This window comes from Bradyrhizobium sp. KB893862 SZCCT0404, assembly GCF_018130885.1.
Taxonomy (GTDB): Bacteria; Pseudomonadota; Alphaproteobacteria; order Rhizobiales; family Xanthobacteraceae; genus Bradyrhizobium; species Bradyrhizobium stylosanthis.
On the sequence record NZ_JAFCLT010000002.1, the window covers coordinates 570,042 to 582,347 of the forward strand.

10 protein-coding genes are annotated in these 12,306 nt (G+C 64.8%); 7 read left to right on the top strand and 3 right to left on the bottom strand.

Features of this window, described 5'->3' with window-relative positions:
• Positions 1–74: 74 nt before the first annotated feature.
• From JQ617_RS11500 to JQ617_RS11530, 7 genes are all read left to right on the top strand, one after another.
• Positions 75–950 carry a branched-chain amino acid ABC transporter permease gene (locus JQ617_RS11500; RefSeq protein ID WP_063688885.1) on the top strand — a complete coding sequence of 292 codons (876 nt, stop codon included), beginning with the start codon at positions 75–77 and terminating at the stop codon, positions 948–950.
• A 1-nt stretch (position 951) separates the two neighbouring features.
• On the top strand, positions 952–1,878 hold the full coding sequence (locus JQ617_RS11505; RefSeq protein WP_063688888.1) for a branched-chain amino acid ABC transporter permease: 927 nt from the start codon (positions 952–954) through the stop codon (positions 1,876–1,878).
• The gene (locus JQ617_RS11510; RefSeq protein WP_212026811.1) at positions 1,878–3,359 is read left to right on the top strand and encodes an ATP-binding cassette domain-containing protein; all 1,482 of its coding nucleotides are present in this window, start codon (positions 1,878–1,880) and stop codon (positions 3,357–3,359) included. The genes JQ617_RS11505 and JQ617_RS11510 overlap by 1 nt, the downstream gene beginning before the upstream one ends.
• A 41-nt stretch (positions 3,360–3,400) precedes the next feature.
• On the top strand, positions 3,401–4,636 hold the full coding sequence (locus tag JQ617_RS11515; protein ID WP_145670292.1) for an ABC transporter substrate-binding protein: 1,236 nt from the start codon (positions 3,401–3,403) through the stop codon (positions 4,634–4,636).
• Positions 4,637–4,793: 157 nt separating this feature from the next.
• Positions 4,794–7,316 carry an excinuclease ABC subunit UvrA gene (uvrA, locus tag JQ617_RS11520; protein WP_212026407.1) on the top strand — a complete coding sequence of 841 codons (2,523 nt, stop codon included), beginning with the start codon at positions 4,794–4,796 and terminating at the stop codon, positions 7,314–7,316.
• Between the two features lie 306 nt (positions 7,317–7,622).
• Positions 7,623–8,933 carry an ABC transporter substrate-binding protein gene (locus tag JQ617_RS11525; RefSeq protein ID WP_145670290.1) on the top strand — a complete coding sequence of 437 codons (1,311 nt, stop codon included), beginning with the start codon at positions 7,623–7,625 and terminating at the stop codon, positions 8,931–8,933.
• A 259-nt stretch (positions 8,934–9,192) separates the two neighbouring features.
• Positions 9,193–9,393, top strand: a complete 201-nt coding sequence (locus JQ617_RS11530; RefSeq protein WP_145670289.1) for a hypothetical protein — start codon at positions 9,193–9,195, stop codon at positions 9,391–9,393.
• A gap of 182 nt (positions 9,394–9,575) precedes the next feature.
• Here JQ617_RS11530 and JQ617_RS11535 read toward each other — a convergent pair whose 3' ends face one another.
• The 3 genes from JQ617_RS11535 to JQ617_RS11545 all read right to left on the bottom strand — a co-directional run bounded on the left by JQ617_RS11535 (position 9,576) and on the right by JQ617_RS11545 (position 12,053).
• Entirely contained in the window at positions 9,576–10,745 is a 1,170-nt protein-coding gene (locus JQ617_RS11535) for a Gfo/Idh/MocA family protein (protein ID WP_212026408.1), read from the bottom strand.
• Positions 10,746–10,788: 43 nt separating this feature from the next.
• The gene (locus tag JQ617_RS11540) at positions 10,789–11,103 is read right to left on the bottom strand and encodes a septal ring lytic transglycosylase RlpA family protein (protein ID WP_212026409.1); all 315 of its coding nucleotides are present in this window, start codon (positions 11,101–11,103) and stop codon (positions 10,789–10,791) included.
• Positions 11,104–11,207: 104 nt separating this feature from the next.
• Entirely contained in the window at positions 11,208–12,053 is an 846-nt protein-coding gene (locus tag JQ617_RS11545; protein ID WP_212026410.1) for a CmcJ/NvfI family oxidoreductase, read from the bottom strand.
• Positions 12,054–12,306 lie beyond the last annotated feature (253 nt).

Genomic DNA, 12,306 nt, shown 5'->3' on the forward strand with positions numbered 1-12,306 from the left:
GGAGCTTCCACATGCGTCCTGGCGCAGCACCTTCCCTCAAAGCGGCAGCCCGGCTGCCATCCGGCCAATCATAGATGCGAGCTTTCCAGATATTGATCGATGGCTTTGCCATCAGCGCCCTCTACGCCCTCGGTGCCACCGGCTTCACACTGATCTTCGGTGTCTCGGGCGTGCTCAACCTCTCCCACGGTGCCATCATGGTGGCCGCAGCGGTCGCAGCCTGGGCCGCCGCCAGCGTGCTCAATGTCGGCACTTATGCCGGCGCGCTGATCGGTGTCGGCGTCGCGCTCCTCACCGCCTTTGCCACCTATTTCGCAGTGGTGAAGCCCATTCAGGACTCCCGGCGCATTCCGAACGAGGAGAAGGAGATCTTCGTCCTCACGGGCACGCTGCTCTGGGGCATCATGATCCAGGAGCTGATCGCCTATTTCTTCACCAACAACGCCAAGACCGTGCTGCCGATCGTCGAGGGCGTGGTCGAGATCCTCGGCGTGCGCACGCCGAAGAACGAGATCTTCACCGCCATCGTGTGCTGCCTCGTCATCGCACTGCTGTGGCTGCTGGTGAACCGCACCCGCACCGGCAAGGCGGTGCTGGCGGCCTCGATGAACCCGCGCGGCGTGACGCTGCTCGGGCTCGAGCTCACCAATATCTACATCGTGGTCTGGGCGATCTACGGCATCCTCGCCGGCATCGCCGGCGTGCTGCTCGGCATGTTCCTGGGCGTCAGCTCCTACAGCGTCGGACCGCTGACCGCGAGCGCGTTCTCGATCGTCGTGCTCGGCGGCCTCGGCAGCGTCTCCGGCTCGCTGATCGCCGCCTTCGTGGTCGGCTATCTCGAAACGCTCACCGCCTACCTGGTCTCGCCGGCCTACCGCACCATTCCGGCGCTGCTGCTGCTCGTCTTCGTGATGTACATCCGGCCCCAGGGCCTTCTGGGGAGGCGCTGAGATGTCCACCTTCTTCTCCTCGCGATTGTTCTTCATCTCGCTTGTGCTGGTCGTGCTCGCGGCGACGCTGCCCTTCTACGTCTCCGGCTACGTGCTGGGCCTGCTCACCGTCGCGTTCTATTTCGGCGTGTTCGCGATGGCCTGGGACCTGCTGTTCGGCTTCGCCGGCGAGGTGAATTTCGGCCCGACCTTCCTGATCGGCGTCGGCGCCTACACGGCCGGCATCCTGAATGCCCAGTTCGGCTGGTCGGTGTATCTCTGCATCGTTCTCGGCGCGAGCGCCTCCGTCGTTGCCGGCCTCGTGCTAGCGCTGCCGGCGCTCAGGGTGCGCGGCCCCTATTTCGGCCTGACCACGCTGGTCGCCGTGTTGATGCTGCAGAACTTCATCGTTGTGTTCGCCGACCTCACCGGCGGTGAGATCGGCCTCACCATCCCCGACGTCATCAGCATCAATGCCGGCACCAATTACTGGATCGCGCTCGGCTTCATGACGATCTCGGCGGCGATCCTCTACGGCCTGTCGCAATCGCCGATCGGCCTCGTGCTGCAGGCGAGCGGCCAGGACCCGGTGCAGGCCGGCGCGCTCGGCTTCAACATCGTCAAGCACAAGCTCGCCGCCTTCATCGTCTCGGCGTTCTTCTCGGGGCTCTCGGGCGCGCTCCTCGTGTTCTACTTCGGCACCGCCTCGGTCGGCACCGTCGTGGACGTCGCGGTCGGCGTCAACGTGATCGTCTCGGCCGTGCTCGGCGGCCGGCGCACCGTGCTCGGCGCGGCGCTGGGCGCGATCTTCCTGATCGTGGCCGGCGAGTTCCTGCGGCCGACCGGCGAGCTCGCGACCTTCATCGTCTCGGCGGTCGCGCTTCTCGTCGTGCTGTTCTTCCCCGGCGGCTTCCTCGGGGCGGCCCTCTCGCGCGAGGCTCGTTCGTGATGGATATGAGGCTTTCAAACCGCGCCGTGCTCGAAGTCCGCGGCCTGACCAAGCGCTTCGGCGGACTGACCGCGGTGAAGAACCTCGGCTTCGAGGTCAACAGCGGCGAGATCTTCGGCCTGATCGGGCCGAACGGCTCGGGCAAGTCGACCGCGATGAAGAGCGTGATGGGGATCGAGCGCCCGACCGCGGGCGACGTCATCTTCGAAGGCGAGAACGTCGCCGGCCTGCCCGCGCACAAGATCGCGCGCAAGGGGTTTGGCATGGTGTTCCAGCACTCCCGGCCGTTGAACCGGCAGACGGTGCTGGAGAACATCCTGGTCGCGCTGCTGCCGGATAGCCTGTTCATGCTGTTTCCGGACAAGGCGCTGGTCGAGCGCGCCAAGTGGATCGCCGAGCGCGTCGGGCTCGGCAGCGTCATGAACCGCCGACCGCCGACGCTGCCTTTCGCCGATTTGCGCCGGCTCGAGCTCGCCAAGGCGATCGCACGCGATCCCAAGGTCGTGCTGGTGGACGAGCCGTTTGCCGGGCTGACGCGGGCCGAGGTCGACATCTTCTCCGACCTGATCCGCAGCTTCCGCGACGAGGGCCGCGCGGTGATGCTGGTGGACCACAACGTCAAGAGCGTCGCCGCGCTGGTCGACCGCGTGCTCGCGATGTATCTCGGCGAGGAGATCGTCACCGGCAAGGCCGAAGACGTCATGAAGAACGAGACCGTCCGCCGGGTCTATCTCGGCGGCGCCATCGAGACCCATGCGCGGCCCGAGACCAGCTTCAAGGACAAGGTGCCGCTGCTCCAGGTCGAGAATGTCAGCGTGTTCTACGGCAAGGCCCAGGCGCTGGAGAACGTCTCGATCCACGTCCACGAGGGCGAGTTCGTCTCCGTGGTCGGCCTCAACGGCGCCGGCAAGACCACGCTGTTCAACACCATCTCCGGCTTCCTGCCCTATAGCGGCGAGATCGTGCGCGGCGGCGAGAAGCTGCGCGGCACGAGTCCTGCGAAGATCGCGCGCAGCGGCCTCGTGCAATGCCCTGAGTCGCGCGAGCTGTTCGGCGAGATGAGCGTGCGGGAAAACCTCGATCTCGGCGGGCAGCATCTCGCCGACGACAAGCGCGCCGCGCAGCTCGCCTGGCTGTTCGAGCTGTTTCCGATCCTGAGGGAGCGCCAGGGCCAGATGGCGCAGACGCTCTCGGGCGGCGAGCAGCAGATGCTCGCGATCGGCCGCGCGCTGATGATGCAGCCGCAGATCCTGATCCTGGACGAGCCGACGCTGGGCCTTGCTCCCGTCATCCTCGAGCAATTGTCCAAGGCGCTGACCAGGCTGCGGCAGACCACGGCGATCACGGTGCTGCTCGGCGAGCAGAACGTCACCTTCGCCCTGCCGCACGCCGATCGCGTCTATGTGCTGGAGCATGCGAGGATCGTCTGGGAGGGCGATCCCGCCCGCTTCGCGAGCGAAGCCGGCGCCGATTTTCTGTAAGCCCGTCGACATCAACAAAAAGCATAGAAAGGGAAACGACCATGCGAACTTCAGTTCTCAGCGGCAGCTTCATCGCCTCGGCACTGGCGCTCTGCCTTGCCGCGCCGGCCTACGCGCAGTCGAACGATCCGATCAAGATCGGCGTCATTGCCGAGGTGCAGTCGATCGCGGGTGCGGCGACCCCGGGCGGCGCGCAGATCGCCGCCGACGAGATCAATGCCAAGGGCGGCATCCTCGGCCGCAAGGTCGAGATCGTCACCTATGACAACAAGAGCTCCTCGGCCGACTCGGTGCGCGCCTTCCAGCGCGCGGTGAGCGAGGACAAGGTCTCCGCCGTGATCGCGAGCTACATCTCCGAGGTCGTGCTGGCGCTGGAGCCCTGGGCGGCGCGGCTGAAGATGCCGCTGATCACGCCGGGAGCGGCCTCGAACGAGATCACCAAGGCGATCCACAACGACTATGAGAAGAACAAGTACACCTTCCACGGCTATTTGACCTCGGCAGCCCAGGCCCAGCTCGTCTGCGACGCCGCCAAGGAGCTGCTGGTCGACAAGCTCAAGTTCAAGACGGTCGCGATCATGAGCGAGGACGCCGCCTGGACCAAGCCGCTCGACGTCGGCTACGAAGCCTGCCTGCCCAAGGCCGGGCTCAAGGTGGTCGAGCATGTGCGCTTCTCGCCCGACACCACCGACTTCACGCCGATCTTCAACAACATCGAAGCTAAGAAGCCCGACGTGATCGTGACGGGCATCTCGCATGTCGGCGTGCAGCCGACGGTGCAGTGGAAGAACCAGCAGGTGCCGATCCCGATGTTCGGCATCAGCGCGCAGGCGCTGAGCCCGACCTTCTGGAAGGACACCAACGGCGCCGCCGACGGCATCCCGTCGCTCGCGGTGGCAACCCCCGATGTCTCCGTGACCTCGAAGACGAAGCCATTCGCGGCCGCCTTCAAGGCCAAGTTCGGCACGCCGCCGGCCTATACCGGCTACACCGCCTATGACGAGGTCTACATCATCACCGACGCGATCAAGCGCGCCGGCTCGACCGACCCCGACAAGATGGTGGCCGAGCTCGAGAAGACCGACTACGAGGGCACGATCGGCCAGATCCAGTTCTACGGCAAGAACGACGAGTTCACCCACGGCATCAAGTCCGGCCCGGGTACGGTGACGGGCCTCGTCTTCCAGTGGCAGGATCAGAAGCAGGTCGTGGTCTGGCCGGAGAAGATCGCCGAAGGCAAGATGAAGTTTCCGAACTTCGTGAAGCTGTCGCAGTAACCGGCTCGTAGCCGGACAGCGTCATCGTCCTTGCAAGGCCCGCCGCTGCCAAGCGGCGGACCTTTCTGTTTTGTGCAGAACGGAACTGGGGCGCTGGCCTGACAGGACCCATCCTGCGATCTTGCCGTTAATCCCCAAATCGGGGTGGAGGCGCCGGATGGACGATCGACCAAAGCAAACTGACGGCCTGATGCAGGACGACGGCTTCGTCCGGGTCCGGGGCGCGCGCGAGCACAACCTCAAGAACGTCGACGTCAGGATTCCGCGGAATGCCCTCGTCGTGTTCACCGGCGTCTCGGGCTCCGGCAAATCCTCGCTCGCCTTCGGGACGATCTATGCCGAGGCCCAGCGGCGCTATCTGGAATCGGTGTCGCCCTATGCCCGGCGCCTTTTCCACCAGATGCAGATCCCTGAAGTGGACGACATCGAGGGCTTGCCGCCCGCCGTGGCGCTGCAGCAGCAGCGCGGCGCGCCGACGACACGGTCGTCCGTCGGCAGCGTGACGACCATCTCCAACCTGCTTCGGATGCTCTATTCCCGCGCCGGCGACTATCCGCGGGGACAACCGATGCTCTATGCGGAGGCGTTCTCGCCGAACACGCCGGAGGGTGCCTGCCCGACCTGCCACGGCATCGGCAGGATGCTCGACGTCACCGAGAAATCCATGGTGCCCGACGACACCAGGACGATCCGCGAGCGCGCCGTCGCGGCCTGGCCGAGCGCCTGGCAGGGCCAGAACCTCAGGGACATCCTGACCACGCTCGGCTACGACGTCGACAAGCCCTGGCGCGAGTTGCCCAAGAAGGACCGCGACTGGATCCTGTTCACCGAGGAGCAGCCGACCGTACCGGTCTATGCCGGCTACGATGCCGCCGAGGTCAAGCGCGCCCTGCGCCGCAAGGAGGAGCCGAGCTACCAGGGCACGTTCACCGGCGCAAAGCGCTACGTGATGCAGACCTACGCCAAGTCCGAGAGTGCGATGATGAAGCGCCGCGTCGCGCAATTCATGGTCACGCGGGACTGCCCGACCTGTCATGGCACGCGGCTGAAGCCCGAGGCGCTGAAGGTAAAGTTCGCAGGGCTCAACATCGCCGAGATGTCGCATCTGCCGCTCAAGCAGCTGCACGAGCTGATCAAGCCGTTTGCAAAGCCATCCCCGGACAAGTCGGAGAAGACCGTCGTCGCCCGGCGCATCTGCGAGGATCTGTCGGCGCGCCTCGCCGTCCTGCTCGACCTCGGCCTCGGCTATCTCGCCTGCGAGCGCAGCACGCCGACGCTGTCACCGGGCGAGCTGCAGCGCCTGCGGCTGGCGACGCAGGTTCGCTCCAACCTGTTCGGCGTGGTCTACGTGCTGGACGAGCCGTCCGCCGGCCTGCATCCCGCCGATACCGAGGCGCTGCTGCGGGCGCTGGATCGCCTGAAACACGCCGGCAATTCGATCTTCGTGGTCGAGCACGAGATCGAGGTGATCAGGCACGCCGACTGGCTGGTGGATGTCGGGCCCGATGCCGGCGACGGCGGCGGACGCATCCTCTATAGCGGGCCGCCGGCAGGGCTCGGCGAGATCGGGCAATCGCGAACCGCGACCTATCTCGCGCATCCGCGCCGGAAGCTGCCGACGACGCGTCGCGAGCCGAAGGGGCATCTGAAGATCAGGGGCGTGGTCCGCAACAATCTGCGCGGCCTCGACGTCGATATTCCCTTGGGCGTGATCGCCAGCGTCACCGGCGTATCGGGCTCCGGTAAGTCGAGCCTCGTCAGCCAGTTCCTCGTCGAGGCCGTGGCCGAACATCTCGGCCACGCGCTTGCCGCCGAGTCCGAGGACGACAGCCTGGCCCCCACCGTCGAGACATTGGGCGGCAGGATCGTCGCCGGCCTCGACAAGGTCGATCGCCTCGTTGTCGTCGATCAAAAGCCGATCGGCCGCACGCCGCGATCCAACCTTGCGACCTATACCGGCCTGTTCGACCACGTGCGGAAACTGTTCGCGGCAACGCCCCAGGCCAAGGCCCGCCGCTACGACGCCGGGCGCTTCTCGTTCAATGTCACGAAGGGCCGCTGCGCGACCTGCGAGGGCGAAGGGTTCGTCTGTGTCGAGCTGCTGTTCCTGCCCAGCGTCTATGCGCCCTGCCCGACCTGCAAGGGCGCGCGCTACAACGACAAGACGCTCGAGGTGAAGATACGCGAAAAATCCATCGCGGACGTGCTGGCCATGCGGGTCGACGAGGCCTTCGACTTCTTCGAGGGCGATGCCGCGCTGAACCGGTCGCTGTCGGTCGTCCGCGAAGTCGGCCTCGGCTATATCCGCCTCGGCCAGTCCGCCACCGAATTGTCCGGCGGCGAAGCGCAGCGCATCAAGCTGGCGACCGAGCTGATGCGTCCGCAACGCGGACACACGCTCTATGTTCTGGACGAGCCGACCACCGGTCTTCACCCGCGCGACGTCGAGCGCCTGATCGCCCAACTCGACCGGATCGTGGACGCCGGCAACAGCGTGGTCGTGGTCGAGCATGACATGGACGTCATCTGCCACAGCGACTGGATCATCGATCTCGGTCCCGGTGCCGGTGACGAAGGCGGCCATATCGTCGCGTCGGGAACGCCGCATCAGGTCGCCAGGAGCGGCGGCAAGGCCGGTGGGAAGACGGCGCGCTATCTCGCCCGCCGCCTGGAGCAATAGCGTCCGTTCTCATCGTCGATCATTTCGCATTTGCGTCCGGGGCGTCGATAGCGTTCGAACGTCACGGAGGCCGTCATGCCCGGGCTTGTCCCGGGCATCCACGTTGTGTGCCGCGTGGGCAAGGCGTGGATGGCCGGGACAAGCCCGGCCATGACGCGGGAGGGACCGACGATCGCGCTCGCACTGAGGCTCCCTGGGAGGGCCGCCCCCGACTTTCGCCTTGTTGACTTTCCGCAACCCCGCTCGCCATAATTCGCAAAAAAATAACAAGACCAATCAAACAGACGGGTTTTGAGGGAGGATAGGATGCCGACTTCTCGCAGGCAGCTGCTGAAGGGCTCGGCGGCTGCCGCCGCTGCACTCAGCCTCGATTGGACACGGGCCCAGGCGCAAGCCGAGAGTTTACGCATCGGGCTGATCTACGACCTCACCGGCCCGTTCGCGGCCGGCGGCTCGGTTGCCTCCTCGGTCGGCGCGCAGATCGCCATCGATCTCGTCAACGAGAAGGGCGGCATCGGCGGCAAGACCAAGATCGTGCCCGTCGCCGCGGACTCCCAGAGCAAGGCCGATGTTGCGATCAACGAGGCCGAACGCCTGATCAACCAGGAAAAGATCGACATCATCAACGGCGTCTATTCCAGCGCGCACGCGGTGCCGATGGCCGCGAAGGTCGAGCAGCAGAAGAAGATCCTCTGGATCACGACCGCGGTCTCGACCGCTGTGTTCAAGGACAAGAACCTGCAATACGTGTTTCGCGCGCAGATCCATTCGGATCAATACGGCCAGGCCTTCGCCGGCTTCCTCGCCGAGCATGCGAAAGCCAAGCTCGGCATGGAGCCCAAGGAGGTCAAGGTCGCGCTGATCCATGAGGACGGTCCGTACGGCGTCGGCGTCGCCGCGGCGGACGAGGCTTATGCCAAGGAGGCCGGCATCCAGGTGGTGATGCGCGAGGGGTATTCGGCGTCTGCGCCCGATCTCTCGGTGCTCGTCACCAAGCTCAAGCGCGCCAAGGTCGATGTGATCTCGCATGCCGGCTACAACCCCGACATCACCCTGTTCCTGCGCCAGGCGCGCGAGAGCGGGCTGCGCTTCAAGATGCTGTTCGGGGCAGGTGCCGGCTACAGCCAGCTCGACAAGCTGCGCGCCACGTTCGGCGCCGACATCGACAATTTCTGCAACATCGATCCGGTGCCGGCGCAATTGCTCGATCCCGCAAAACTCGCGCCGGGCATCGGCGATCTGACCAAGGCCATGGTCACGCGCTACAAGGCCGCGACCGGCGCCACCGAAGTGCCGCCGCACTGCTCGATGGGCTTCAACCAGACCTGGCTGTTGCTCAACAACGTGCTGCCGGTGGCCAAGGAGAAGTATGGCAGCTTCGAACCCGAGGCGGTCCGCAAGGCTGCACTCGACGTCGACATTCCCGCGGGCGGCACCGTTCAGGGTTATGGCGTCAAATTCTTTCCGCCGGGCACGCCGATGTCGGGGCAGAACGAACGCTCGACTCCCGTCGTGATGCAGAACGCAGGCGAACGCATCTCGGTGGTGTGGCCGACCAACATCCGCACGCAGGACCCGGTGTTTCCGCTGCCGAAGGGCTCGACCTACGGCGCGTAGCGCAATGACTGCGCGCCTCACCCTATAGTGGTGATTGGCTCGCGAGATCGGAGAAGCCGACGAGAGGTTCACGCGACGCGCGAACCTCTCGTCTATTTTTTCCCCGCGTCCGGTGCTCTCTTACCCCATCGCGATTTCGTTTCACGCTGATTTCACGCCATAATTCGATTCTTGTCCGATGATCGCATTTACAGGATGCAGCTCGCATTGCGGAGCCATCCGGCAGACATCGGAAATTTTCAGAACGTGAATTCCAGCGATGGGGGTGCCAATGCCCGCCATATTCGAATTGCTCTACAAGGAGTTTTGCCGCGCCCGCCTTGCCGAGATGCGCAAGCAGCTTTTGCTGACGGGCAAGCATGCCGAACTCTTCGCGGCGGACAATGACCCCACCGATTCCGGCGATGTCGACGGAACGGATGAACCGCACGACCCGGCACTGAAGCGCGTCAAGAAATAGACGCTTCACCCGTCGTCAGCAGCATTTCACGAAGGGGGCATTTTTCAGGAGGCAATAATGAGCACACCTGAATTCTATACCGTATCGGTTGCCTGCCTTTCGTGCATGACCATTGTCATCATGATGGCTATCGGGACCTGGTAGGCGACAAGTTCGCCCAGCATCAAGCGCGTGGTGGCATTTTACAACACCACGCGCCGCCCCTCCTCCGCAGCCCAGTAGCCGGCATAGTTCACCTTGATCGTCTCGTAGGCCAGCGCGAGGTCCGACAGCGGCTGGCGGCCGGTCGCGGCGCATTCCATGAAGTCCTGGATCTCCTGGAGATAGCCGCGCGTCCACTCCTCCTCCAGGCAGACATATTGCCAGCCGGTTTTACGGTCGACCTTCTCGGTGATGTAGACGCTGGCGAGCTTTTCCTCGCTGGTCTGGTAGCTCATCAGGTGCGTGTTCGGCGTGATGTTGGCGAACAGCGAGCCGCCGGACGTGTAGGTCTCGATCAGATTGCGCACGCCGCCCATGATCATGTCGCCGGAGAAGACGGTTGCCTTGGTGCCGTCGGAGAACGTCGCGGTCAGCGTGCCCCAGTCCTCAACGTCCACGGGATTGGCCTTGATGTAGCCGCGCTCCTCGGGCTTGAGCACGGCGGTGACGTTGCCGACATCACCGGTGACGCTGGCGACGCGGATGTTTTCGCCGCGCGCCTTGGCCTCGACCTGCTTCAGATAGAGCACGGCCGAGAGCGGATGGCAGCCCATGCGGATCAGCGAACCGCCGCCGGTCATCGCCCATTGCGCCGCATGCGCGGCGTGCGAGCCGGAATGGCTTTCCTCGCCCTTCATGAACAGGATCTTGTCCCTGGTGGCCCTGATGATCTCCGCGGTCTTGGTCACCGCCGGCGCGTAGATCCAGTCCTCGGCATACATGAACAGTTTCCCGGTCCGCTCGATCGCGGCCCGCGTCCTGTCCATCTCCTCGATCACGCGCTCGTACATCAGCGCCTTCGGCACGTGCTTGCCGATCGGCAGCTTGTCCCCGTCCCGACCGAAATAGCCGGCGAACGGCTTTTCGCAGATCACGTGCTTGCCGGCCTGCATGCTGGCGACGATCATCTCCGCATGGAGGTTGGGCGGCGTGCAGATGTCGATGACGTCGAGCTCGCGGTCGGCGATGATTTCCGCGAAGCTGCGATAGACCCTCGGAATATTGTGATGCCGGGCAAATTCGACGACCTTGTCGCCGCGCGCGGCGACCGCCGCGACCTCGACGTCCACGCCGTAGACGCGCCGGAATGCATACATGTGCAGCTCCGACACGAAGCCGCAGCCGACGAGTCCCACCCTGATCCTGGCCATAGTGCCCCCCTGCTTTGGGCGGCACTATAGCGCGCTCGCAGGCCTAATCCACCGAGACCCGCACCACGCCGGCGCTCATCATGCCGAGCGCGCGGGCCGCGGGCACCGAGAGATCGACGATGCGGCCGCGGATGAACGGACCGCGATCGTTCACGCGGCATTGGATCGTGCGCCCGCTGTAGGACACTCTCAGGACAGTGCCGAACGGACGCGTGCGATGCGCGCAGGTCAGCTCACCGCCTTTGCCGGCCCGTCCATATCCGTAATAGGAGGCCAGCCCGCTTTCGGCATTTGCAACGGAGATGAAGGCGAGAGATGAAGTGGTCAAACAAAGCACGACTATCGTTTGCGCTCGCACGGCACCGCTCCCGGTTGGCCCTGCCCGGCGCTGCAAACGCGGTTTTGTTCCCCGCGGTTCCAGGAACCCTGCCGGGAAGGACCCGGCAGGGCCATCACACTTTGTTACGACTTGTGGAACACCAGCGTGCGGACCTCGATGCTTTCGCGCGGCGGCGCATCGGCAGGCGTGGTCGGATCGACGAACGCGGTATGCGGCCCGAAACGGGTGCGGCCGTCGGTTGCGGAATCGTAGCACTTGAGCAGCAGCGCCTCGTCGGGCGTCATCTCCGGGAAATAGAACCAGCGGTGGTTCGGATTGTATTTCACCGAATAGGTCTCGCCGCGGCGGTTGGGATAGATCAGGTCGGAGGCGACGAGATCATCGGGCTTAACCGTCGTGCCGTCGGCCATGGCCAGCGGTGAATCGCGCAAAGGTCCGCGGATCGGCCGCCACAGATTGATCACCTGCACGCGCCCCTTCAGCAGCTCCTCGGCCTCGTCAGGCAGGTGCTCGCGCACGCGATTGGCGCCGGAGACATCTGTCTGGTCGACATGGACGCGCGTCGCCGGCTGGCGCGGACCACCGTCGCGGATATCCGGCGCGCCCTCGACACGCCTGCGGACGGTGTGGTCGAAAATGACGACGCGGTCGGCCTTCAGCGTCGCACGCAGGAACGCTTCGACGGCGGGGTAGTAGACGGCGCGGATTTCCTCCTCGTTGTAGAAGTCCTTCACCCGGGTCGGATGCCGCACCAGCGCAAAGCCTTCGCGATCGAGCGAGAAATTGTCAGCAATCAGCCGGGCATCGAACACCGGCACCTGATGCGGCTCCGGCAGCGACGTGCTCTTGGGCTCGCCCGGCGGCGGATCGAAGGCATAGGTGCGCGGCTTGCCCGTAACAGGCGCGAGATAGTTGAGTTCGGCAGTGACGAAGGGAAGCGATTCGATTTTTGTTTCTTGCAGGCCCATGGCCGGTCTCCCGATGTGGTCGTCGGATTGATTTTTGAGGGGATGCGGCGGCGCGCAAGGGAGGGAGTGCAAATAGCAATGGAGCTATCGCAACCCGCGCATGGAGTAGAAGGAATGCTTCGGGGAGAGCACCGGGATTGGAAAGCGCTCTCTCCGCTTCACGCTTGCTTGAGAGCCTTGTGAAGTCTCGTGCCCCGGACGCAGCGCGTCACGCAGTGGTGCGCTGCAGAGCCGGGGCCCACATCTGAGAGCA

Coding starts and splice junctions, on each gene's coding strand:
- JQ617_RS11500 (WP_063688885.1), top strand. CDS start 75: ATGCGAGCTTTCCAGATATTGATCGATGGCTTTGCCATCAGCGCCCTC.
- JQ617_RS11505 (WP_063688888.1), top strand. CDS start 952: ATGTCCACCTTCTTCTCCTCGCGATTGTTCTTCATCTCGCTTGTGCTG.
- JQ617_RS11510 (WP_212026811.1), top strand. CDS start 1,878: ATGGATATGAGGCTTTCAAACCGCGCCGTGCTCGAAGTCCGCGGCCTG.
- JQ617_RS11515 (WP_145670292.1), top strand. CDS start 3,401: ATGCGAACTTCAGTTCTCAGCGGCAGCTTCATCGCCTCGGCACTGGCG.
- uvrA (WP_212026407.1), top strand. CDS start 4,794: ATGGACGATCGACCAAAGCAAACTGACGGCCTGATGCAGGACGACGGC.
- JQ617_RS11525 (WP_145670290.1), top strand. CDS start 7,623: ATGCCGACTTCTCGCAGGCAGCTGCTGAAGGGCTCGGCGGCTGCCGCC.
- JQ617_RS11530 (WP_145670289.1), top strand. CDS start 9,193: ATGGGGGTGCCAATGCCCGCCATATTCGAATTGCTCTACAAGGAGTTT.
- JQ617_RS11535 (WP_212026408.1), bottom strand. CDS start 10,745: ATGGCCAGGATCAGGGTGGGACTCGTCGGCTGCGGCTTCGTGTCGGAG.
- JQ617_RS11545 (WP_212026410.1), bottom strand. CDS start 12,053: ATGGGCCTGCAAGAAACAAAAATCGAATCGCTTCCCTTCGTCACTGCC.